19 protein-coding genes are annotated in these 21,760 nt (G+C 73.6%); 14 read left to right on the top strand and 5 right to left on the bottom strand.

Translation table 11 applies throughout. The annotated features are described in order from the left end of the window. Positions 1 to 115 precede the first annotated feature (115 nt). On the bottom strand, positions 116 to 1,942 hold the full coding sequence (locus ACIG87_RS28015) for a hypothetical protein (protein WP_396854510.1): 1,827 nt from the start codon (positions 1,940 to 1,942) through the stop codon (positions 116 to 118). A 288-nt stretch (positions 1,943 to 2,230) separates the two neighbouring features. On the opposite strand from ACIG87_RS28015, the gene ACIG87_RS28010 reads away from it, so the two are divergent. From ACIG87_RS28010 to ACIG87_RS27975, 8 genes are all read left to right on the top strand, one after another. Continuing rightward, positions 2,231 to 4,270, top strand: a complete 2,040-nt coding sequence (locus ACIG87_RS28010) for a TIGR03960 family B12-binding radical SAM protein (RefSeq protein WP_396854508.1) — start codon at positions 2,231 to 2,233, stop codon at positions 4,268 to 4,270. Between the two features lie 127 nt (positions 4,271 to 4,397). Continuing rightward, on the top strand, positions 4,398 to 5,174 hold the full coding sequence (locus ACIG87_RS28005) for a TIGR03936 family radical SAM-associated protein (RefSeq protein ID WP_396854536.1): 777 nt from the start codon (positions 4,398 to 4,400) through the stop codon (positions 5,172 to 5,174). 131 nt (positions 5,175 to 5,305) lie between these two features. Next, entirely contained in the window at positions 5,306 to 8,425 is a 3,120-nt protein-coding gene (locus ACIG87_RS28000) for an Rne/Rng family ribonuclease (protein ID WP_396854506.1), read from the top strand. Positions 8,426 to 8,542: 117 nt separating this feature from the next. Next, positions 8,543 to 9,037 carry a hypothetical protein gene (locus ACIG87_RS27995; protein ID WP_396854504.1) on the top strand — a complete coding sequence of 165 codons (495 nt, stop codon included), beginning with the start codon at positions 8,543 to 8,545 and terminating at the stop codon, positions 9,035 to 9,037. Positions 9,038 to 9,361: 324 nt separating this feature from the next. Further along, the gene (gene rplU / locus ACIG87_RS27990) at positions 9,362 to 9,676 is read left to right on the top strand and encodes a 50S ribosomal protein L21 (protein WP_067312477.1); all 315 of its coding nucleotides are present in this window, start codon (positions 9,362 to 9,364) and stop codon (positions 9,674 to 9,676) included. 11 nt (positions 9,677 to 9,687) lie between these two features. After that, positions 9,688 to 9,939: a 50S ribosomal protein L27 gene (gene rpmA / locus ACIG87_RS27985; protein WP_088647594.1), complete on the top strand. Its 252-nt coding sequence runs from the start codon at positions 9,688 to 9,690 to the stop codon at positions 9,937 to 9,939. 156 nt (positions 9,940 to 10,095) lie between these two features. Then, positions 10,096 to 11,571, top strand: a complete 1,476-nt coding sequence (gene obgE, locus ACIG87_RS27980; RefSeq protein WP_396854502.1) for a GTPase ObgE — start codon at positions 10,096 to 10,098, stop codon at positions 11,569 to 11,571. Positions 11,572 to 11,641: 70 nt separating this feature from the next. Next, positions 11,642 to 12,091, top strand: coding sequence for a GNAT family N-acetyltransferase (locus ACIG87_RS27975; protein ID WP_396854501.1), 450 nt, complete (start codon positions 11,642 to 11,644; stop codon positions 12,089 to 12,091). A 40-nt stretch (positions 12,092 to 12,131) separates the two neighbouring features. Here ACIG87_RS27975 and ACIG87_RS27970 read toward each other — a convergent pair whose 3' ends face one another. The 3 genes from ACIG87_RS27970 to ACIG87_RS27960 all read right to left on the bottom strand — a co-directional run bounded on the left by ACIG87_RS27970 (position 12,132) and on the right by ACIG87_RS27960 (position 15,219). Beyond that, the gene (locus ACIG87_RS27970) at positions 12,132 to 13,280 is read right to left on the bottom strand and encodes a glycosyltransferase (RefSeq protein WP_396854500.1); all 1,149 of its coding nucleotides are present in this window, start codon (positions 13,278 to 13,280) and stop codon (positions 12,132 to 12,134) included. 244 nt (positions 13,281 to 13,524) lie between these two features. Next, positions 13,525 to 14,772 carry a cytochrome P450 gene (locus tag ACIG87_RS27965; protein ID WP_396854499.1) on the bottom strand — a complete coding sequence of 416 codons (1,248 nt, stop codon included), beginning with the start codon at positions 14,770 to 14,772 and terminating at the stop codon, positions 13,525 to 13,527. Between the two features lie 228 nt (positions 14,773 to 15,000). Further along, entirely contained in the window at positions 15,001 to 15,219 is a 219-nt protein-coding gene (locus ACIG87_RS27960) for a DUF397 domain-containing protein (protein WP_067312494.1), read from the bottom strand. 66 nt (positions 15,220 to 15,285) lie between these two features. Between ACIG87_RS27960 and pepN the strand changes: the two genes are divergently transcribed. The 5 genes from pepN to ACIG87_RS27935 all read left to right on the top strand — a co-directional run bounded on the left by pepN (position 15,286) and on the right by ACIG87_RS27935 (position 20,607). Continuing rightward, positions 15,286 to 17,802: an aminopeptidase N gene (gene pepN, locus ACIG87_RS27955; RefSeq protein ID WP_396854498.1), complete on the top strand. Its 2,517-nt coding sequence runs from the start codon at positions 15,286 to 15,288 to the stop codon at positions 17,800 to 17,802. A gap of 170 nt (positions 17,803 to 17,972) precedes the next feature. Beyond that, positions 17,973 to 18,569 carry a nicotinate-nucleotide adenylyltransferase gene (gene nadD, locus ACIG87_RS27950; protein WP_396854496.1) on the top strand — a complete coding sequence of 199 codons (597 nt, stop codon included), beginning with the start codon at positions 17,973 to 17,975 and terminating at the stop codon, positions 18,567 to 18,569. Positions 18,570 to 18,679: 110 nt separating this feature from the next. Beyond that, positions 18,680 to 19,084: a ribosome silencing factor gene (rsfS, locus tag ACIG87_RS27945; RefSeq protein ID WP_396854495.1), complete on the top strand. Its 405-nt coding sequence runs from the start codon at positions 18,680 to 18,682 to the stop codon at positions 19,082 to 19,084. Beyond that, positions 19,081 to 19,695: a histidine phosphatase family protein gene (locus ACIG87_RS27940; RefSeq protein ID WP_396854493.1), complete on the top strand. Its 615-nt coding sequence runs from the start codon at positions 19,081 to 19,083 to the stop codon at positions 19,693 to 19,695. The genes rsfS and ACIG87_RS27940 overlap by 4 nt, the downstream gene beginning before the upstream one ends. Positions 19,696 to 19,758: 63 nt before the next feature. Further along, complete coding sequence (locus ACIG87_RS27935) at positions 19,759 to 20,607, top strand: DegV family protein (protein ID WP_396854491.1); 849 nt, start codon at positions 19,759 to 19,761, stop codon at positions 20,605 to 20,607. Between the two features lie 318 nt (positions 20,608 to 20,925). Here ACIG87_RS27935 and ACIG87_RS27930 read toward each other — a convergent pair whose 3' ends face one another. Further along, entirely contained in the window at positions 20,926 to 21,270 is a 345-nt protein-coding gene (locus ACIG87_RS27930) for a hypothetical protein (protein ID WP_396854490.1), read from the bottom strand. Between the two features lie 165 nt (positions 21,271 to 21,435). On the opposite strand from ACIG87_RS27930, the gene ACIG87_RS27925 reads away from it, so the two are divergent. Continuing rightward, positions 21,436 to 21,651 carry a hypothetical protein gene (locus ACIG87_RS27925; protein WP_396854488.1) on the top strand — a complete coding sequence of 72 codons (216 nt, stop codon included), beginning with the start codon at positions 21,436 to 21,438 and terminating at the stop codon, positions 21,649 to 21,651. The last annotated feature ends 109 nt before the right edge of the window (positions 21,652 to 21,760 follow it).

The raw sequence follows: 21,760 nt of genomic DNA, 5'->3' as shown, positions 1-21,760 counted from the left end.
CCTGAGGGCGGTGTGTGCCGTCCGGCGTGGGGTGCCGTCCGGAGCGGCGGCCCCGCTGTTCTGCCGCCGCCTGTCGCCTTCTGCCGTGCCGCTGCCTGCCGCCGCCCGGGGGCGTTCAGCCCTGCTTCGGGGTGACGATCTCCGTGCGCATCGTGGCGAGCAGTCGGGCGCTGTCGTCCACCGAGAGCCGGGTGAAGACCCCGGTGGCGCTGCTGCCGTGGTCCACCGAGGTGCAGACCACCACGTCGGTGCCGTCGGAGGACCCGGTCGCGCAGCGCTCGTACCGGCCCCGGACGCCGCTGTCCACCGGTTGGGGCGTACCCAGCCCGAAGGTGTCGGTCAGCCGCACCATCGCGTCGTCCGCGTCGGACTCCGGCCTGAACCGGAAGCCGGTGTCACCGAAGACGATCACCCGTTTGCCGTCTGACGTGCTGTAGACCCCGGCGTAGACGTCCTCGGCGAGCATGTTCGCCTTGCGTACCTCGGTCTTCAGCCGGTCGACCTCGCTGCCCGAGTCCTCCCGCAGGGTCAGGTCGGCCACCTGTCGGGGCAGGGCGGCGTCGGCCGGGTACTGCTGCCAGGCCGGCCTCGCGAACCAGGCGGGGCAGCCGCAGCAGCAGGCCAGGCTGAGCAGCAGCACCCAGGGCCAGCGCCGCCGCTTGCGGCGGCCCTTGGGGGGCCGCCGGGGGTCCGGCGCCGGGGCGACCGGCTCCGGACGGACGCGACGCTGCTTCGGCGGACGGGGCGGCGCGGGCGGCGGTGGCAGCGGGCGGCGTTGGGCGGGTGGCGGCGGCGGGGGCAGCGCCGGCCGGGCCGGGGCGGGCGGCGGAGGCGGGGACACCGGCCGCGCGGCGGGTGCCGACGCCACCGGGTACGGCCGGGTCGGGGAGGGCGTGGCCGGGCCGGGCGGCAACGCCTGCGGGTACGGCGGAGTCGGGGTGCGCTGGTAGGACGGGGCCGACTGGGCGGGCGGCGCGGAGCTGGGCTTCTGGGGCTCGGCAGCCGGTGCCGGGGCGGCCGGATACGGCCGGGTCGGCGGCGGTGACGCCGGGTAGGGCATCGTCGGCGGCAGTGGGGTCAGCTCGGGGTGGTGCAGGTCCCAACCGCCGGTGTCCGCACCCGCCCACGGGTCCACCGGGGCGCGGTGTTCGGGCAGCTCCGGTGGGAGCGGCGGCGGCACCGGGGTGGGCTCGGCCGACTCACCCCACCCTCGTCGGCGCGGCGGCGGCGCGGGCACGGCGGCGGAACCACTCCACCGGGGTGCCGCCGGCTCCTCCAGCGTCGGGTCGGGGCGTTGCTCCTGCCGGGTGAGGTCGGGGCGCTGTTCCTGTCGGGTCGGGTCGGGGCCTTGCTCCTGCCGGGTCGGGTCGGGCTGGCCGGGCGCAGGTGGCTCGGGCGGCGCGATCCGGGCCGGAACGGCAGCGGAGCCCCGGGCCGGGGAGACCGGGCCGGGCGCGACCCCCCGGGCCGGAGTGGCCGGCTGCGGCGGGTTGGACTGCTCGGCCTGCCCGGTCGGGGTTGCGGGCTCGGTCGGGCCGGGTTGCTCGGTCGGCGTGGCCGGGTTGGCGGGAAGGGGCGGAGCGGCCGGTGGGGGCGGGTCGGACTGGTCGGGCGGGGTCGCGGGCTGCAGGGGATTGGCCGGCTCGGCAGGGGCGGCGGGCTCCGGTGCGGGGGTCCGCTCCGGCGGGGTGACGGGGTCGGCTGGCGGAGCCGGGGCGGGGCCGTCGTCGGCTGGCCGAGCCGGGTCACCGTCCGTGACCGACGCGGGGGCAACGGCCGACGTCGCGGTGTCGGTGGGGCCGCTGTGCGGCGGTACGGGGAGGTCGGCCGGCCCGGCGGTGACCACCGGATCATGCTGCCGACCCGTGACCGGGTCGCCCCCGTCGGCCGGCCGGTCTGCTCCCGGCTGCGGCTCCGGCATCGCGGCAATCTCCTCTCGCACCGGTTGCGAGGTTAGTACCGGGGCGCCACCTCGACCAATCGACCGCCGAGCTGGGCAGCCCCGATCTGATGATCGTCTACGCGTGAGCGACTCGACACGCCGGACATCGTGCCGCTCAAACGTAGATGATCACGGCTGTCCAATGGGTAGCCGGTGCGACGTGGTAGCGCGCTGACGCTGTGCCCTGCCGGACCGCGGTGTCGGGCGAGTAGCGGGAGGGCAGGGGCGCGGTGGTGGAGCCGGCGGTGCGGCGTGCCGTCCGCCGGTGGACGCGTACCCTTGGGCTCCATGAGTGCTCCGTCCACGACGCCGCGCCCCGCCGCGGCCAATTCCGACGACGGCTCCGACGCGGCGGTCGAGTCGCCGCGCCGCGACCCGGAGTTGTCGGTATGGCCCCGGCTGGAGGCGCTGCTGCCCCAGGTGACCAAGCCCATCCAGTACGTCGGTGGCGAGCTGGGCGCGGTGGTCAAGGACTGGGACGCGGCGACCGTGCGCTGGGCGCTGATGTACCCCGACGCGTACGAGGTGGGCCTGCCCAACCAGGGCGTGCAGATCCTCTACGAGGTGCTCAACGAGCTGCCCGACGTGTTGGCCGAGCGGACGTACGCGGTCTGGCCGGACCTGGAGCAGCTGATGCGCACCCACGGCGTGCCGCAGTTCACCGTCGACGCGCACCGCTCGGTGCGCAGCTTCGACGTGTTCGGGGTCTCGTTCTCGACCGAGCTGGGCTACACCAACCTGCTCACCGCGATCGACCTCGCCGGCATTCCGATGCGGGCCGCCGACCGTACCGATGTCGACCCGGTGATCGTGGCCGGCGGGCACGCCGCGTTCAACCCGGAGCCGATCGCCGACTTCATCGACGCCGCCGTGCTCGGCGACGGCGAGGAGGCGGTCCTGGAGATCACCACGATCGTCCGGGAATGGAAGGCCGAGGGTTCCCCCGGCGGCCGGGACGAGCTGCTGCTGCGGCTGGCCCGTACCGAGAGCGTCTACGTGCCACGCTTCTACGACGTGGACTACCTGCCCGACGGCCGAATCCAGCGGGTCGTGCCGAACCGCCCGGACGTGCCGTTCCGGGTGCACAAGCGCACCACGATGGACCTGGACGCCTGGCCGTACCCGAAGAAGCCGCTGGTCCCGCTCGCCGAGACGGTGCACGAGCGGTACGCGGTGGAGATCTTCCGGGGCTGCACCCGGGGCTGCCGGTTCTGCCAGGCCGGCATGATCACCCGCCCGGTGCGGGAACGTTCGATCACCACCGTGGGGCAGATGGTCCAGCAGGGGTTGGAGTTCTCCGGCTTCCACGAGGTGGGCCTGCTGTCGCTGTCGTCGGCCGACCACTCCGAGATCGGCGACATGTGCTCCGGCCTGGCCGAGCAGTACGCGGGCACCAACGTGTCGCTGTCGCTGCCGTCGACCCGGGTGGACGCGTTCAACATCGACCTGGCGCAGGAGTTGTCCCGCAACGGCCGGCGGACCGGGCTGACCTTCGCCCCGGAGGGCGGGTCGGAGCGGATTCGCAAGGTCATCAACAAGATGGTGTCGAAGGAAGACCTGATCCGCACCGTGGTCACCGCGTACACCAACGGTTGGCGGCAGGTGAAGCTGTACTTCATGTGCGGTCTGCCCACCGAGACCGACGAGGACGTCCTGGAGATCGCCGACATGGCGCACGAGGTGATCCGGGCGGGGCGGGCGGCCACCGGCTCCAAGGACATCCGCTGCACCGTCTCCATCGGCGGTTTCGTGCCGAAGCCGCACACCCCGTTCCAGTGGGCGCCGATCTGTTCCCCGGAGGTCATCGACCACCGGCTCAAGCTGCTCAAGCAGGCGATCAACGCGGACCGCTCACTCGGCCGGGCGATCGGCTTCCGCTACCACGACGGTGAGCCGTCGCTGATCGAGGGGCTGCTCAGCCGGGGTGACCGCCGGGTCGGCGCGGTGATCCACAAGGTGTGGCAGAACGGCGGCCGGTTTGACGGCTGGAGCGAGCACTTCTCGTACCAGCGTTGGGTGGACGCCGCCGCCGAGGTGCTCCCCGGCTTCGGAGTCGACCTGGACTGGTACACCACCCGCCAGCGCGACGAGCTGGAGGTGCTCCCCTGGGACCACCTCGACTCGGGCCTGGACAAGGACTGGCTCTGGCAGGACTGGCAGGATTCGCTGAGCGAGTACGAGCAGGACGACTGCCGGTGGACCCCGTGCTTCGACTGCGGCGTCTGCCCGTCGATGGACACCGAGATCCAGATCGGTCCCACCGGCCGCAAGCTCCTGCCGCTCACCCCGGTCACCGCCCTGAAGGTGCCCACCGGCGCCCAGCAGTGACCGTCGACGGGGCGGGTCCGGCGTGCTCCTGCGGGCCACCCGCCCCGTTCCGACGATCATGACGCTATCGTCACCGGCAGTCCGGGGCACGGGATGACCGGCCGGTGCTAGACCGAGGAGTACGACGATCAGCAGGAAACCACAGCCGGAGGGCGGGCAGGCGCCGGTCGTCCAGCGTGTCCGGGTCCGGTACGCCAAGCGCGGGCCGTTGCGGTTCACCTCCCACCGGGACTTCGCCCGCGCCTTCGAGCGCGCCCTGCGCCGGGCCGCCGTTCCGGTGGCCTTCTCGCAGGGCTTCACCCCGCATCCGAAGATCTCCTACGCCAGCGCCGCCCCCACCGGTGTCGCCAGCGAGGCGGAGTACCTGGAGGTCGGCCTCCAGGCGGTCGTCGACCCCGAGCAGCTACGGGCCGCGCTCGACGCGGCGCTCTCGCCCGGCCTCGACGTGCTGGACGTGGTGGTCGCAGCCGGTGGGAGCCTGGCCGAGCGGATCGAGGCGTCGTACTGGCGGATCGAACTGCCCGAGGTCGACCCGGCCGTGGCGCAACGGGCGGTTTCCGCCTTCGTGGCCGCCGACGAGGTGCAGGTCGAGCGGATGACCAAGCAGGGTCGGCGGACGTTCGACGCACGTGGCGCGGTGACCCGCATCGATGTGCTACCCCCGGTGGAGACGCCTTCCGGGGCGGCGGACTCGTCGTGTGCGATACTCGAACTGGTCGTACGGCAGGTCACCCCGTCCGTGCGACCCGATGACGTCCTTTCCGGCCTCCGCGTGGTGGCCGCCCTGGAGCCGCCGGTCTCCCCGAGGGTGATCCGGCTGGCGCAGGGCACGTTGACCGCGCAGGGTGCGATCGTGGATCCGTTGGACGCGGATCGCGACGGGGCAGCCATCGGAGAACGCTGACCGTCGGTCGGCGTTCTGGCAGGCAGACTTCGGCGGTCGCGCACGTCGCGCGCCCGGCGGAAACACTTTTGCGGCGATCCTGCGTGGCAGCGCTCACCCGCGCCCGGGGCCGCCAGAACTGGAGAACGTCCATGCTCGAGAACGAGCCCGAGGGCGGCGAACGGACCGGTTCTCAGCCGGCCGCCACCGCCGACAACACCATCGACGGCGGCACGGGAGCCGCCGCCACCGACGGCGCGACCGGTGCCGCGCCACCGGAGGGCGCAACAGCGCCGCCGGACGGCACGGCGGCGGCACCGACCCGGCGACGGGCCACCCGGCGGCGGGCCGCGCCACTGAGCCAGCCGGAGCTGACCGGTGCGCCCGCCGAGGCGTCCGCCACCGCAGCCTCGGCCACCGACGAGTCGCAGCAGGCCGAGGTGATCGTCCCGGTCTCCGGTGAACTCGACTCCGCGCCGAAGACCACCCGACGTCGCCGCAAGGCCACCCCGGCCAAGGCGGCCGAGGAGCCGGTCGTCGCCGACGGGGTGGAAGCGGGCAGCGCGGAACTCGTGCCGCCGGTGAAGGTGACCCGTACCCGGCGGAAGAAGGCGGTCGCCCCGGCGGCGACCGAGCCACCCGCCGAGACCCCGTCCGAGCCGCTCCCGGCCGCCGAGATCCCGGCCGGCCAGGTCACGGCCGACCAGGGGCCGGCCGCTGAGATGGCGGAGCCCGCCGTGGAGGCGGCTGCCCCGACCGAGCCGACGGTCGCCGACGAGGCCGAGGAGCCTGCGACGGAGCCCGTCGCCGAGGTCGACCAGCCGTCCACGGGGGCGGCGCAGCCGGCCGCCTCCGGTGCCGGGAACCGGGCCGGGGAGGTGCCGCCCGGCGTCGCCGTGCCGGCCGCAGGGGAGCCGGTGGAGCCGGCCGAGCCGCAGCCGCGTACCCGTCGGCGGCGGGCCGCGATCGCCGCGCCGACGGTGCTCTTCATGGCCCCGCAGCCGGAGGAGCTGCCCACCTTCCGGGTGGTCGAGCCCGGCCCGGTCGTCGAGGAGCCCGTCGAGGAGCCTGTCGAGACCGGGCGGCGACGTCGCCGTGCCCGCCGCGAGGCCGAGCCGGTCGAGGCCGTCGAGGTCGTCGAGGAGGAGCCGACCGGCGAGGCCGAGGAGGGCACCGAGGACGAGAACGACGACGAGGACGACGACGAGTCGGCCGCCGCGCGCCGCCGTCGTCGCCGGGGTCGCCGGGGCCGGGGCCGGGGCAAGGGCGGTGCGGACGACGCCGACGAGGACGAGACCGAGGAGCCGGCCCAGGCCGAGGCCGAGGCCGAGGGGGACGACGCCGAGGACGAGGGCGACGGGGACGGACTGACCCGCCGGCGGCGGCGTCGTCGTCGCCGGGGTGCCGGGGACGTCGAGGGGGCGGCCGACGACGGCGTACCCACCGTGGTGAAGATCCGGGAGCCCCGCAAGGCCGTCGACGAGGTGCAGGGGGTCTCCGGCTCGACCCGGCTGGAGGCCAAGCGCCAGCGTCGCCGGGACGGCCGGGAGCAGCGTCGGACCCGCCCGCCGATCCTGAGCGAGTCGGAGTTCCTGGCCCGCCGGGAGGCGGTCGACCGGGTGATGGCGGTCCGCCAGCGGGGCGACCGTACCCAGATCGCGGTCCTCGAGGACGGCGTCCTGGTCGAGCACTACGTGACCCGCAACTCCTCCGGCACCATGGCCGGCAACGTCTACCTGGGCAAGGTGCAGAACGTCCTGCCCAGCATGGAGGCGGCCTTCGTCGACGTCGGGCGGGGCCGCAACGCCGTCCTGTACGCGGGCGAGGTCAACTGGGACACCAGTGGCCTGGAGGGGCGTTCCCGCTCGATCGAGCAGGCGCTGCGCTCCGGCGACTCGGTGCTGGTCCAGGTCACCAAGGACCCGATCGGGCACAAGGGCGCCCGGTTGACCAGCCACGTCGCGCTCTCCGGCCGGCACCTGGTCTACGTGCCCAACGGCAACGCCTCCGGGATCAGCCGCAAGCTGCCCGACACCGAGCGCAAGCGGCTGCGGGACGTGCTCAAGAAGCTGGTCCCGGACGGCGCGGGCGTGATCGTCCGGACCGCCGCCGAGGGGGCCAGCGAGGACGAGTTGGCCCGGGACGTCAAGCGGCTCCAGGCCCAGTGGGAGGACATCCAGGCCAAGGCGACCGCAGGCGGCGCTCCGGTGCTGCTCTACGAGGAGCCCGACCTGGTCATCCGGGTGGTCCGGGACCTGTTCAACGAGGACTTCCGCGAACTGGTCATCGAGGGCGAGCAGTCGTACGGCATGGTCGAGTCGTACCTGTCGCACGTCTCGCCGGACCTGGTCGACCGGGTACGCCGGTACGTCGGCACCGCCGACGTGTTCACCGAGTACCGGATCGACGAGCAGATCATCAAGGGGCTGGACCGTAAGGTCTTCCTCCCCTCCGGTGGTTCGCTGGTGATCGACCGGACCGAGGCGATGACCGTCATCGACGTCAACACCGGCAAGTACACCGGTTCCGGGGGCAACCTGGAGGAGACGGTCACCCGCAACAACCTGGAAGCGGCCGAGGAGATCGTCCGCCAGCTGCGGCTGCGCGACATCGGCGGCATCGTGGTGATCGACTTCATCGACATGGTGCTGGAGTCCAACCGTGAGCTGGTGCTGCGCCGGCTCACCGAGTGCCTGGGCCGCGACCGCACCAAGCACCAGGTAACCGAGATCACCTCGCTCGGCCTGGTGCAGATGACCCGCAAGCGGATCGGCGCCGGCCTACTGGAGGCGTTCAGCGAGCCCTGTGAGTGCTGCAAGGGTCGTGGCCTGGTCATCCACACCGAGCCGGTGGCGGAGAAGCCGCGTACCGGTGCCGGTGCGGGCGACCGGGTCAAGGCGGTCGCCTCGGCGGTCACCGCCCCGGCGGCCGAGCCGTCGGGCAGCGTGTCGTCGCGGCGGCGCTCCCGCAAGGGGGCCACGGCGGAGCGGACCGTGGTCGAGACCACCGACGCCCCCGACGTCGAGGTCGCCGCCCCGCCGGTCGACACCGGCTACGACGACACCATGGGCTACGACCTGTCCCGGTACGAGACGGAGACCTCGGCCGCGCCGGCCGTGGCCGACGCCCAGACCGGTGAGTCGGCCCGGCTCGCCGGGGTGGACGACCCGGACGCGCTCGGCGAGGCCGACGGCGACGACGACGGTGGGGAGGGCGGCACCGGCCGACGGCGGTCCCGCCGGGGCGGCGCCCGCCGACGTACCCGACCGTGATGCGCTGACCTGCACCATGTGCCACAGGACCCCTTCCCCGGCGTACCGCCGGTGGGAGGGGTCCTGCCGTGCCGGCGGCCCCGATACGATCGGTCACCCCCCGGCTAGGAGAAGAACATGCGCCGCCTGCTCGCCGCCATCGTGGTGACCACCGTCCTGCTGACCGGCGTCGGCTGTTCCGGTGACCGGCCCGACGAGTCGGCCCCCGCCGACCGGCCGACCGGTGTCGCGACCCCCGCCGCCGTGGTCCCGTCCGCCGTGGTGAGCGGGTCTCCGGCGGGCGGCAACGGGCCACAGGTGTGCGCCGACGCCGAGGCCGCCTCGACCACGGCCGTGCGCACCTACGTCGAGGAGTTGGGCAAGATGATCGCGGCGGTCGGCGCGAACGACAGCACGGCGGCGGACACCGCCCGGAAGCAGGCGGAGACGGCGCTGACCACCTGGCGGACCGTGTTGCGGCAGCAGTCCGGCCGGGCCACCGATCCCCAGTTGAAGACCCTGCTCACCGACCTGGCCACCGAGATCGGCCGGCTCGGCACGGACGTCGACTCGATCGACGAGACCGAGCTCGACCGGCTCCAGCAGCGCCTGGACCAACTCTGCGCCCGCTGACGGCTGACCCGCTTCCGCGCCGCCGACAGCGGGTCGGCTCGGCGCCGCTGAGGGCTGCCCGCCTCGCGCCGCTGACGGCGGCTTGGCACCGCTGACCCGCCTCCGCGTCCGTTGCCGGCGGGTCGGCGCGGCGCGGCGTCCGCTGCTTGCAGGCTGAGTGGTGGGGGCCGGTTTGGGTGGCGGGCGGGGGATGGCGTAGTCTTTTCTGCGGCGCACTTTGGTGTGCCGAGTTCCCGCGTGCCCGCGCTGCCGGTGTCACAGCTACCCGGCGAGTTGCCATGGGAACGACCGCCAGCAGCCTCAACGACAGGGAGTCCGCCTCCGATGTACGCGATCGTCAAGACCGGCGGCAAGCAGTACAAGGTCGCCGAGGGCGACGTGATCGAGGTCGAGAAGCTCACCGGTGCCCCCGGTGACGCGGTGAAGCTCACCGCGGTGCTCCTCGTCGACGGTGACGACCTGGTGACCGACGCGGCGAAGCTTGCCAAGGTCGCGGTGTCCGGCGAGATCGCCGCGCACACCAAGGGCCCGAAGATCCGGATCCACAAGTTCAAGAACAAGACCGGCTACCACAAGCGCCAGGGTCACCGCCAGCCGCTGACCCAGGTCAAGGTGACCGGCATCTCCAGCGGGAAGTAGGTCGTCCTCCAATGGCTCACAAAAAGGGTGCGTCCAGCTCGCGTAACGGTCGTGACTCCGCGGCCCAGCGACTCGGCGTGAAGCGCTTCGGTGGTCAGGTCGTCAGCGCGGGTGAGATCCTCATCCGCCAGCGTGGCACCAAGTTCCACCCCGGTGACCTGGTCGGCCGCGGTGGCGACGACACGCTCTTCGCGCTGGCCGCCGGCTCGGTCCTGTTCGGCACCAAGCGGGGTCGCAAGACCGTCAGCATCGTGCCGCAGTAGCTCGAAGGCGAAGCGGGCCGCGGACCTCGGGGTCCGCGGCCCGCTTCGCCGTTTCACGTGCGGGATCTTCCGCCGGTGGGTGCTCTTCCTGCCGGACGGACCCCGTGGGGGGTGTTCTCAGTTGCGGGGCGCGACCCCGCTGGAAGGATTGGCGTCGTGACGACGTTCGTTGACCGGGTCGTCCTGCACATGCAGGCCGGCGACGGCGGGCACGGCTGTGTCTCCATCCACCGGGAGAAGTTCAAGCCCTTCGGCGGCCCGGACGGGGGCAACGGCGGGCACGGCGGCAGCGTTTCGCTGGTGGTCGACCCGCAGGTGACCACGCTGCTGGACTTCCACTTCCGCCCGCACATGAAGGCCGAGAACGGCAAGGGCGGCGCGGGCTCGAACCGGGACGGCGCCAACGGCCACGACCTGCTGATCAAGGTGCCCAACGGCACCGTCGTGCAGACCCTCGACGGCACGGTGCTGGCCGACCTGGTCGGCGCGGGCACCACCTTCGAGGCGGCCCGGGGCGGGCGCGGCGGCCGGGGCAACGCCTCGCTGGCCAACGCCCGGCGCAAGGCGCCCGGCTTCGCCGAACTGGGCGAGCCCGGTGACCGGCTGGACGTGGTGCTGGAACTCAAGAGCGTCGCCGACGTCGGCCTGGTGGGCTTCCCGTCGGCCGGGAAGTCGTCGCTGATCTCGGTCATCTCCGCCGCCAAGCCGAAGATCGCCGACTACCCGTTCACCACCCTGGTGCCCAACCTGGGCGTGGTCCGGGTGGACAACCACACCTTCACCGTCGCCGACGTACCGGGCCTGATTCCGGGTGCGGCCACCGGCCGGGGGCTGGGCCTGGAGTTCCTCCGCCACGTCGAGCGGTGCGCCGTGCTGGTGCACGTGGTCGACACGGCGACCCTGGAACCGGGTCGGGACCCGCTGGCCGACATCGACACCATCGAGGCGGAGCTGGCCGAGTACGGCGGGCTGGCCGACCGGCCCCGACTGGTGGCGCTGAACAAGGTCGACGTGCCGGACGGGCAGGATCTCGCCGACATCGTCCGACCCGACCTGGAGGCCCGTGGTTTCCAGGTGTTCGACGTCTCCGCGGCCACCCGGGAAGGGCTCAAGGAGCTGACGTACGCGATGGCGGAGCTGGTCGACCAGGCCCGCCGCGCCGCGCCGCCGGCCGAGCCGACCCGGGTCGTGATCCGCCCCAAGGCGGTCGACGACGCCGGCTTCACCATCGAGGCGGCGGCCGACGGCTCGTTCACCGTCCGGGGCGTCCGCCCCGAGCGCTGGGTGCGCCAGACGAACTTCGACAACGACGAGGCGGTCGGCTTCCTCGCCGACCGGCTGGCCCGGCTGGGGGTGGAGGAGAAGCTGGCCAAGGCCGGCGCGAACCCCGGTGACCTGGTCCGGATCGGCGAGCGGGAGTTCGACTGGCAGCCGACCCTGTACGCCGGGGCCGACTTCGTCCCCGGCAACCGGGGCACCGACGTACGGCTGGAAGAGAAGTCGTCGCGCCCTCCGGCGGCCGAGCGGTTGGCCGCTCGCAAGGCGCGTCGGCAGCGCCCCGAGGACGAGTTGGCCACTGCCCCGCAGGAGCTGGTGGACGACGACGAGGAAGACGCCGGAGACGAGGAATAGCCCCTTACCGGTCGGGTCCGGGTCGTTTCTCGGAAACCTCCGTGAAACGGACCCGGCCTAACGTGGAGTGATGCTGATCGAGTCCCGTCCCGTCACCGATCCGGAGGTCGACGCGCTGGTCGCCGCCCAGCAGCGCGAGCTGCGCGAGGCCGACGGTGGGCTCGACGGGCAGGTCACCGTGGTCCACCACGGCATCCGCTACCTGGTGGTGGTCGACGGCGGCCGGGTGATCGCCTGCGGTGGCGTCCAGTCCCTCGACGCGGACACCGGCGAGTTGAAGCGGATGTACGTCCGCCCGGCGTACCGGGGGCGCGGGATCGCCCGGCAGTTGCTGAGCGCCCTGGAGGAGCTGGCGTTCCAGCAGGGCCACTCGGTGCTCTGCCTGGAGACGGGCACCTACCTGCCGGCCGCGATCGGCCTCTACACCTCCTGCGGCTACCAGCCGATCCCGGTCTACGGCGAGTACGTCGACAACCCGTACAGCGTCTGCTTGGCCAAGCGGCTGCCGGTCGCCGCCTGACCGGGGCGGGGTCCGTGCGGCCGGGTGCGACCCTCGCCGGTCAGCGCCCTCGGGAGGTCGGATCGGTCCGGACCCACCGGGTGAGATCGCTCGGTTCGGCCGGGGCCAGCCGACGGCGCAGCACCCGGACCGGGTGGGCCGGTCGGCGGAACCGCCGGCCCGCATAGCGCACCCCACCGCGGCCCACCCGACAGGCCACCGCGAGCCAGCCGCAGACCCCGCGTTCGAGCAGCCAGAGCGGCGCGGCCAGGGCGGTGGCCGGGGGGAACACCGCCGTCCCGCCGGCCCGCCGCCGGCCGACCTCCGCCAGCGCCACCACGCCGGCCGCCCCGACGGCCAGCAACCCCGGCCGACGGGCCACCGCCGCGGCCACCACCCCGGGCAACACCGCCAGCGCGACGAGCAGCCGCACCGGCTGGGCCAGGTCGTCGTACGCCTGGCGGACCCGCTGGCCCCGGAAGTGCGCCGTGGCCGGCGGCAGCCGGCGGACGTACAGCCAGGCGGGGCTCGCCTCGGTGCCGCCGTACGCCCGCACCGTGCGCACCAGCTCCAGGTTCTCGAAGAGCACGTCCGGGTCGTAGCCGCCCATCGCCCGGAAGGTGCTCCGGCGCACCGCCAGGGTGCCCGGCCAGTCCACACCGACCGCCCGGTTGATCAGGGTCCGGCCGGTGTCCCACCAGGCGTGCCAGGGCAGCGGGTCGAAGTAGTTCTGGGGGCGGACCAGGTCGGCGGTGTCCAGCAACCGGTGTACGGCCCGCAGCCCCGTCTCGTCGTACCGGACGTCGTCGTCGGCGATCACCACGTGTTCGTGTCTCGCCGCCGCCACCCCGGTCAACACCCCGCGTACCTTGCCGTTGGCCCCGTGCACGGCCGGATCGGGTGGCAGGTGGAGGAGCAGGCCCTCCCACCGGGCGGCGTGCCGGGCGTACGCCTCCGGCGGTGAGCCGTCGACCACGGTCACGTCGACCAGCCGGCACAGCGCGCGCAGGTAACCGGTCAGCTCGTCCAGGCCGTCGTCGTCGGTCCGGCACAGCGGCAGGACGTACTCGACGGGGAGCCGGGTCGGGTGGGAGGGCCCGCCCGACGTGCCGGTCGGGCGGGACCGGACCGGGGCCGGTCGCGCGGACCCGGCGGGGTCGGTGACCCGCCCTCCGACCGGCGGTCGCGCGGACCCGGCCGGGGCGGTCACCGGCGCTCCGGACGGCGGTCCCGGCGGGTGGCGGCACGGCGCTCGCGGCGGGTGGCGGCACGGCGGTCCCGGCCGCAGGTGGTGACGGGCAACGGGTCCTCCCGGGTGACGGTGGTCCCCGAACATCCCCGCCCACCGGCCGGTCAAACCGGGCGGCGGTGACCGGTCCCGGCGGCCGGTGGGCCGGTAACGCGCGGTCCCGGCGGGCGGTGGGCCGGTGGCGCGCGGTCCCGGTGGGTACGGGTCAGCCGGTCGGGCGGACGTCGCTGAGCACGAAGCCGCTGGGCGGCAGGGTCGGCGCCTGCCCCAGGTCCAGGGCCAGGTCCTGGGGCGGCACCTGGTAGTCCATCGCCCCGGTCAGCAGGCCGACCGCCTGTTTCATCAGCTCGATGGTGATCCACTCCCCGGCGCAGCGATGGCCACCCAGGTGGCTGCCCCCACCCTGCGGCACCAAGCCGTACGGGTCGTCCCGCCAACCGGCGAACCGCTCCGGGCGGAACCGTTCCGGCTCGGGCCAGAGCTGCGGGTGGTGGTTGGTGCCGTACAGGTCGAGCAGCACCCGACGGCCCTTCGGGAAGTGGTGTCCCTGCCACTCGAAGGAGCGCCGGACCCGGGCGAAGGCGACGGGAAAGAACGGGTAGTAGCGGCGAACCTCCTGGACGAACCACTCGGTCGGCTCGTCGCCGGTGCGGACCCGTTCCCGCCAAGCCGGATGGTCGTGCAGGGCCAGGGCGGCGAAGACCACGTACCGGTCGACGGCCACGGTGGGGCGCAGCACGTTGATCAGCTCCACCGCGGCGACCCGGCGGGGGAGCAGCCGCCCCGCGCCGTCCCGGTGCTCGGCGATCACCGCGAGCGCGCTTCCCGCCGGTGCGGGCAGGGTGCCGATCCGGACCCGCTCCACCAGGTCGGCGATCCAGCGTTCGGCCCGGCGGCGGGCCAGTCGGCCGCGCCAGTGCCGGGGCCCCAGCGCGGCCGGTCCGTCGATCATCGCCTGCATCTGGGCGGTACGCCGGCCCACCTCGGCCTCGGGCAGCGGCACTCCCGCCCAGGCGCAGACGGCCCGCATGAGCAGCGGGCCGACCGCCTCGTGCAGCACCACCGTCCCGGAGCCCTCCCAGCCGGGGAGCCGGGTCCGCCACTCGTCGGCGAAGAGCCGGCCGAGCCGTTGGACGGCCGAGGGCGTCATGATCGACATGAACATGGCCTTGCGGTCGTGGTGGGCCGCACCGTCCAACCCCTGCACGCCGCCCTTGCCGGTCAACGTCCGCTGGCCCCGCTTCGGTGCCGCGCCCGCCCGCCGGAACCGTTCCTGGTCGTAGAAGAGCTCCACCGCGTCCCGCCCACGCAGGAAGATCGTCGGTTCCAGCAGCAGCCGGGCGGTGAAGACGTCACTGCCATAGCGCTCACACCGGGTGCTGATGAACCGGTAGCCCTCGCGGAGGAACGCCAGCGTGCTCTCCGGGCTGCGGTCGGCCGGTGTGGTGGCCATCTGGCTCTCCTGACGCGCGTGGCGGTGGGCGGACCCGGCCGGGCTGGTCGGCCGTGCGGTCTACCCGGCTTCGGGGCACTGAATCCCCTCCGCTCGACCCCCGACCAGCCTGCCGGCACGCCTGACCGGCGGGCTCGTGGTCGGTGGAGGTGCCCGAAGGCCCCGTCGCCGGCACCCCCGGGCGTGGGGCGCGTCGCCGCGCACCGCCCGGGGGCCGGCGCCCGGCGCTCAGTCCAGGTCGAACTCGCCGTCCTGGGCGCCCGCGACGAACGCGTCCCACTCGGCCTGGGTGAAGACCAGCACCGGACCGTCCGGCTCGGCCGAGTTGCGCATCCCGATCAGGTCGTCCACGAAGGCCACCTCGACCGCGCTGTCGGAGGTGTCGCCCTCGGCTCGCTGCCAGACCGCCCGGGACAGGTCGAAGTCGCCCTTGGGGTGCTGACCCATTGTTGATCCTCCATTGCCGCGCGTATGGGGGAGCCCGGCCGGCTCCCCGTCGGGCAGGATAAGCGGATGCCGAGCCTGACCCGTGTAGAGGCGACCGCGCGTCGCGCACTGATCGATGTCGAGTCCTATCAGGTGGACCTCGACCTGACCGGTGGCGATGAACGTTTCCGCTCGACGACCACCATCCGGTTCCGGGCCAGAGCAGGTGCCGAGAGCTTCGTCGAGGTCAAACCCGCGAGCCTGGAGGCGGTCCGGCTCAACGACCGGGAGCTGGACCCGGGGGCGCTTGTCGACGGCCGGTTCCCGCTCACCGACCTGGCGGCGGCGAACACCCTCACGGTCACCGCCGAGATGGCGTACTCCAACACGGGCGAGGGGATGCACCGCTTCGTCGACCCGGCCGACGGCGAGACGTACCTCTACGCGCTGTCCTTCCTGGACGAGGCGCCGCGCATCTTCGCCGCCTTCGACCAGCCGGACCTCAAGGCCCCGGTGACCCTCGCGGTGACCGCGCCGCCGCAGTGGACGGTCGCCGCCAACGGCCCGCTCGCCGCCAACCCCACCCCGGGGCGCTGGGAGTTCGCCCCCACCGTGCCGCTGGCCAGCTACCTCGTCACCCTGGTCGCCGGCCCCTGGCACGTACGGCGGGACAACCACGACGGCATCCCGCTCGGCGTCTACTGCCGGCAGTCGTTGGCCGCGCACCTCGATGCCGACCTGGACGAGATCCTCACCGTCACCAAGCAGTGCCTGGACCGCTTCCACCAGCTCTTCGCCGAGCGGTACCCCTTCACCAAGTACGACCAGGCGTTCGTGCCGGAGTTCAACGCCGGCGCGATGGAGAACCCGGGCCTGGTGACCATCCGCGACGACGAGATCTTCCGTTCGGCGGTCACCGAGACCGAGCGGGAGATGCGGGCCACCACCATCGCCCACGAGATGGCCCACATGTGGTTCGGCGACCTGGTCACCATGCGCTGGTGGGACGACCTCTGGTTGAACGAGTCCTTCGCCGAGTACCTGGGCACCCGGGTCACCGCCGAGGCGACCCGGTTCGACCAGGCCTGGACGACCTTCGCGATCCGCCGCAAGGCCTGGGGGTACGCGGCCGACCAGCGCCCGTCCACCCATCCGGTCGCCCCGGAGGAGGTCGCCGACGCCGCCCAGGCCCTGCTCAACTTCGACGGCATCTCGTACGCCAAGGGCGCCAGCGTGCTCCGCCAGCTCGTCGCCTGGCTCGGCGACGACGCCTTCCTGGCCGGGCTCAACCGGCACTTCGCCGCCCACCGCTTCGGCAACGCCACGCTGGCCGACCTGCTCGCCAGCCTCAGCGCCGCCAGCGGGCGGGACCTCACCGACTGGGCCGCCCGCTGGCTGCGTCAGCCCCAGGTCAACACGCTGCGGACGGAGACCTCGGTGGACGCGGACGGCCGCTGGGCCTCGGCGGCGGTGGTGCAGACCGCGCCGGAGGCGTACCCGGTGCTGCGCCCGCACCGGATCGGCATCGGCCGGTACACCGCCGACGGCGCGGTCGACCGGTTCGAGGTCGACCTCGACCCGGAGGCCGACCGGGGGCGTACCGAACTGCCCGCGCTGACCGGCCGGGTCGCCACCGGGTTGCTCCTGCCCAACGACGGTGACCTCACCTTCGCCAAGATCCGCCTCGACCCGGCCTCGGCGGACGCGGTCGCCACCGTGCTGCCCGGACTCGCCGACCCGCTGGCCCGCGCCCTGCTCTGGGAGGAGTCGCTGGACGCCGCGACCGACGGTGAGCGCCCGGTGTCGGCGGTGGTGTCGCTGCTGACGGTGGCCCTGCCCACCGAGACCGAGGTGGCCGTCGCGGAGAGCGTGCTCGCCCGCAGTCGCCACCTGGTCGACCGCTACCTCGACCCGCTCGCCCGGGACGCGGCGCTGCTGCGGACGGCCGACGCCTGTGCCGCGTTGCTCGCCGCCGCCCCGGCCGGCGGTTCGCTGCAACTGGCCGCCGCGCGCGGGCTGCTCTCCGCCACCGCCGACGCCGACCTGCTCGTCGGTTGGCTCGCCGGCCGGGAGGTGCCCGACGGGCTGGCCGTCGACGCCGAGCTGCGCTGGGCGCTGCTGCGCCGGCTGGTGGTGCTGGGCGCGGCCGGCGAGGCCGAGATCGCCGCCGAGGCGGCCGTCGACCGCAGCGCCACCGGTGCCGAGCGGGCAGCCCTGTGCCGGGCGGCCCGGCCGGAGGTGGCCGCGAAGGACGCCGCCTGGGAGATCGTCACCCGGGACACCACCCGCTCCAACCGCCTCGTCGAGGCGGCGGCCGAAGGGTTCTGGCAACCGGAGCAGGCCGAGCTGCTCGCCACGTACGTCGACCGGTACTTCATCGAGATGCCGGCGGCGGCGCGGCTGCGTACCGCGTGGGTGGCCGAACGGGTCGCCCGGCTGGCCTTCCCCCGCTACGCCGTGGCGCAGCCCACCCTGGACTCGGCCGCGACCCTGCTCACCCGCGACGACCTCACCCCGGGGCTGCGGCGGACCGTCACCGACGCCGCCGACGACCTGCGTCGGGCGTTGGTGGCCCGGACGGCGGTCGCCGCTGCCGCCGCCTGACCGCCGCCGGCCGGGTTTCGCCGCGCCTGACCGGCTCGGGTCCTCGGGCCGCGCCTGACCGGCTCGGGTCGGGGCCGGTCGGCCGGTGGACCGGCGGCCCGGTCCGGGCCGGTGGCGGCAGTCCGCCCGCCCCGGGCCGGGCGGGTCGAGGGGCGGCCTACGATCATCGGGTGGAGGAAGACATCCGGCGGATCGGCATCATGGGCGGCACCTTCGACCCGATCCACCACGGGCACCTCGTGGCGGCCAGCGAGGTGGCGGACCGGTTCGGCCTGGACGAGGTGGTCTTCGTGCCGACCGGTCAGCCGTGGCAGAAGGCGGACACCCCGGTCAGCTCGGCCGAGGACCGCTACCTGATGACGGTGATCGCCACCGCCTCCAACCCCCGGTTCCAGGTCAGTCGGGTCGACATCGATCGCGGTGGCCCCACCTACACCGTCGACACCCTGCGTGACCTGCACCACGAGTACGGCCCGAAGGCGCAGCTCCACTTCATCACCGGCGCGGACGCGTTGGAGCGGATCCTCTCCTGGAAGGACCTGGACGAGATCTTCGCGCTGGCCCACTTCATCGGGGTGACCCGGCCGGGTTTCGAGCTGACCGACAAGCACCTGCCCGCCGACACGGTCAGCCTGGTGCAGGTGCCGGCGATGGCGATCTCCTCCACCAACTGCCGCGAGCGGGTGGGTCGGGGCGAGCCGGTCTGGTACCTGGTGCCCGACGGTGTGGTGCAGTACATCGCGAAACGGCGGCTGTACCAGCAGTGATCCCGCCCGGTAACGGACACTTCGTCCCGGTAAGCGGCCAGAACTGACAAGTCGTCTCTCCACCGGGTGTGAGACGCTTGGTGGGTCGCACGGTTGATCGAAGGAGAACGGTGACAGTTTCCGAACGCGCTCACGAGCTGGCGATGGCCGCCGCCCAGGCTGCGGCCGACAAGAAGGCGCAGGACATCGTCATCATCGACGTGGGTGAGCAGCTCGCCATCACCGACGCGTTCCTGGTCGCTTCGGCGCCGAACGAGCGTCAGGTGATGGCCATCGTCGATGCCATCGAGGAGCGCCTGCTGGAGCTGCCCGAGAAGGCCAAGCCGATCCGCCGCGAGGGCGAGCGGGGTGGCCGCTGGGTGCTGCTCGACTACGTCGACATGGTGGTCCACGTCCAGCACACCGAGGAGCGTGAGTTCTACGCCCTCGACCGGCTCTGGAAGGACTGCCCGCAGCTCCCGTTCGTCGACCGTGACCTGGTCGACGCCGACGCCGCCGGTTCCGCCGCCGAATGACCCGTCTGATCATCTGGCGGCACGGCAACACCGACTGGAACGCCGGCGGCCGGGTCCAGGGGCAGACCGACGTACCCCTCAACGACCTCGGTCGGGATCAGGCCCGGGTTGCCGCGCCGCTGCTCGCGGCGCTGCGGCCGGACGTCGTGGTCGCCTCCGACCTCCGCCGCGCCGCCGACACCGCCGCCGCGCTCGCCCAGCTCACCGGCCATCCGGTACGCCCCGACGCCCGGCTGCGGGAACGGCACTTCGGCCAGTGGCAGGGCCTCGCCCTGACCGAGGCCGCCGAGCGGTTCCCCGCCGAGTACGCGCGTTGGCGGGCCGGCGACCCGGACCCGGGAGCGGGCATCGAACCCCTCGACGACCTCGGCAAGCGCGTCGGCGAGGCGCTGCTGGCCGCCGCCGAGCTGGCCGAGGGGGGCACCGTCGTGGTCGCCACCCACGGCGGCGCGGCCCGGCAGGGCGTCGGCCACCTGCTCGACTGGGACCATTCCGTGCTGCGCAGCGTCGGCTCACTGGCCAACTGCCACTGGACCGAACTGCGCCGCAACGACGTCCGGGGCTGGCACCTGCGCGCCCACAACGTCGGCCCGATCGCCCGACCGGCGTAGACCGAGCCGGTCTGAGTCCTCCGGCCCGGACGGGCAGGCCCGGCATCGGCTAGCGTGCCGGGCATGCCCGTCGCGGTCGTCACCGACTCCACCGCCTACCTTCCACCCGAGTCGGTGCGGGCGCACCGGCTGACCGTGGTGCCGCTGACCGTCGTGCTCAACGGCGCGGAAGGGCTGGAGGGGGTGGAGATCCTCCCCGCCGACGCCACCCGGGTGCTCGGCGGTCGGCGGGTCTCGGTGAGCACGTCCCGGCCGTCCCCGGCGCAGTTCGGCACGACGTACCGGCGGTTGCTGGCCGCCGGCGCGGACGGTGTGGTGTCGGTGCACCTGTCGGCCGAACTGTCCGGCACGGTGGAGTCGGCCCGACTCGCCGCCGCCGAGCTCGGTGACCGCGTCGAGGTGGTCGACAGCCGGGCCACCGGGATGGGGCTCGGCTTCCCGACCCTCGCCGCCGCCACGGCCGCCGAGGCCGGCGCCGACCTGGCCGGGGTACGCGCCGCGGCGCAGGCCGCCGTCGACCGGACCACCGTCTTCTTCTACGTCGACACGCTGGAGTTCCTGCGTCGGGGCGGCCGGATCAACGCGGCCGAGGCGCTGCTCGGCACCGCCCTGTCGGTGAAGCCGATCATGCACATGCCGGACGGCGCGATCGTGGTACGCGACAAGGTGCGCACCGCCAGCCGGGGCGTGGCCCGCCTGATCGACCTGGCGGTCGAGGCCGCCGCCGACGCCGACGTGGACCTCGGGGTGCACCACCTCGCCGCCCCGCAACGCGCCCAGCAGTTGGTCGAGGCGCTCACCGTCCGGCTCGGCGACCGCCTGCACGACACGTACGTCTCCGAGGCCGGCGCGGTGGTCGCCGCCCACGCCGGACCGGGCCTGGCCAGCGTCGTGGTGTACCGCCGCCCCTGACCGTGACTTCGCCTACGGGGTGACCCGCCGGTCGGGGCGCGCGGAACGGCCCCGGAGACGCAGGTGTGGAACCTGATCGGCGGCAACCTCCGGCCGGCCCTGCTGGGCGCGGCGACGGCGGCCGGTCGATGCTCGGCCTCGACCCGGAGCCCTCCTGAGGGTCGCGCCGGTACGCCCTGAGCCGTTCCCGCGCCCAGGTCAGCGACGGGCACCCGTCGTGCCCGCAGCGCTGGCACCCGCCAGCGGCCCAGTGCTGCCGGATGATCCGCTTCGCCAGCGCGGGAACCCACACTTCCCGGGGCCCCTCCACCGGCACGCTCATGCCCGCCCGCCGTCCGCCGCGTGCTCCACGGCGGCCAGTTGCTCCCGGGCGTAGTCGTCCAGCCAGCACCCGTTTCCCAGGCTGCTTCCCCGGCAGAACGGACACGGCTTGCCGGGGCCGTGCCAGTACCCGTGCCGGCGGCGGACCTCCCGCCACCGGGCCAGCACGTCGGCCCCGTGCTCCTGCGTGACCCGGGCGGCCAGGTGCTCCTCCGCCCAGCGCCACTGTCGGCACCCGCCGTGCCCGGTGCATGATCCGCACCGCTTGCCGTCCCGGTGCTGCTCCGCGCTCTGCCTGGCCGCCAGGAACAGATCCGTGCGGCTGGGCGGTCCGTCGTTCATCACCACTCCCACCTCCAGAAACAGGCAGGTCCGGGCACGGAGCCCCGCTCACGTACCCGGACCGCTCACCAGTTGCGATTGCCTCTACAGAATCCCCTGCAACGTGGGCACCGTCAAGGTTGCAAGTGGCAACGTGCGTGGGTTGCACGTGCATACGGTCAGAGCGTGAGATTGGTAGCCCTTTCAGATATCGCCGAAATGCTCGGCGGGGTGTCGCGCACCCGGGCTACAGAGATCACGAACCGCAGCACCTTCCCGGCACCCGTGGATACGGTCGCCAGCGGCAAGGTACGAGTCTGGGACCGCGCGGCCGTCGAGACCTGGATCAGGACTTACCGGCCCCACCAGGCCCGGGACGCCGCAACCGACGAAGAGAGCTGAGCGGCCAAGAAAGAGCGCACACGCCCGTCCTGGTCCTCCAGAGCTTCTTCCACGCCCTTGATGGCCTCCCGGAGCTGCCCTGGTTCCCGCGCAACGGCCTGGATGGCAA

The sequence above is a fragment of the Micromonospora sp. NPDC051925 genome, from assembly GCF_044548625.1.
In the GTDB taxonomy this organism is placed as follows: domain Bacteria; phylum Actinomycetota; class Actinomycetes; order Mycobacteriales; family Micromonosporaceae; genus Micromonospora.
Note: the sequence above shows the minus strand (reverse complement) of the source record. Positions and strands in the feature narration are given on the sequence as shown.

Excerpts from the sequence above, each read along its gene's own strand:
- ACIG87_RS28010 (WP_396854508.1), top strand. The coding sequence starts at position 2,231 with ATGAGTGCTCCGTCCACGACGCCGCGCCCCGCCGCGGCCAATTCCGAC.
- ACIG87_RS28000 (WP_396854506.1), top strand. The coding sequence starts at position 5,306 with ATGCTCGAGAACGAGCCCGAGGGCGGCGAACGGACCGGTTCTCAGCCG.
- ACIG87_RS27995 (WP_396854504.1), top strand. The coding sequence starts at position 8,543 with ATGCGCCGCCTGCTCGCCGCCATCGTGGTGACCACCGTCCTGCTGACC.
- rplU (WP_067312477.1), top strand. The coding sequence starts at position 9,362 with ATGTACGCGATCGTCAAGACCGGCGGCAAGCAGTACAAGGTCGCCGAG.
- rpmA (WP_088647594.1), top strand. The coding sequence starts at position 9,688 with ATGGCTCACAAAAAGGGTGCGTCCAGCTCGCGTAACGGTCGTGACTCC.
- ACIG87_RS27975 (WP_396854501.1), top strand. The coding sequence starts at position 11,642 with ATGCTGATCGAGTCCCGTCCCGTCACCGATCCGGAGGTCGACGCGCTG.
- ACIG87_RS27965 (WP_396854499.1), bottom strand. The coding sequence starts at position 14,772 with ATGGCCACCACACCGGCCGACCGCAGCCCGGAGAGCACGCTGGCGTTC.
- ACIG87_RS27960 (WP_067312494.1), bottom strand. The coding sequence starts at position 15,219 with ATGGGTCAGCACCCCAAGGGCGACTTCGACCTGTCCCGGGCGGTCTGG.
- pepN (WP_396854498.1), top strand. The coding sequence starts at position 15,286 with ATGCCGAGCCTGACCCGTGTAGAGGCGACCGCGCGTCGCGCACTGATC.
- ACIG87_RS27940 (WP_396854493.1), top strand. The coding sequence starts at position 19,081 with ATGACCCGTCTGATCATCTGGCGGCACGGCAACACCGACTGGAACGCC.
- ACIG87_RS27935 (WP_396854491.1), top strand. The coding sequence starts at position 19,759 with ATGCCCGTCGCGGTCGTCACCGACTCCACCGCCTACCTTCCACCCGAG.
- ACIG87_RS27930 (WP_396854490.1), bottom strand. The coding sequence starts at position 21,270 with ATGAACGACGGACCGCCCAGCCGCACGGATCTGTTCCTGGCGGCCAGG.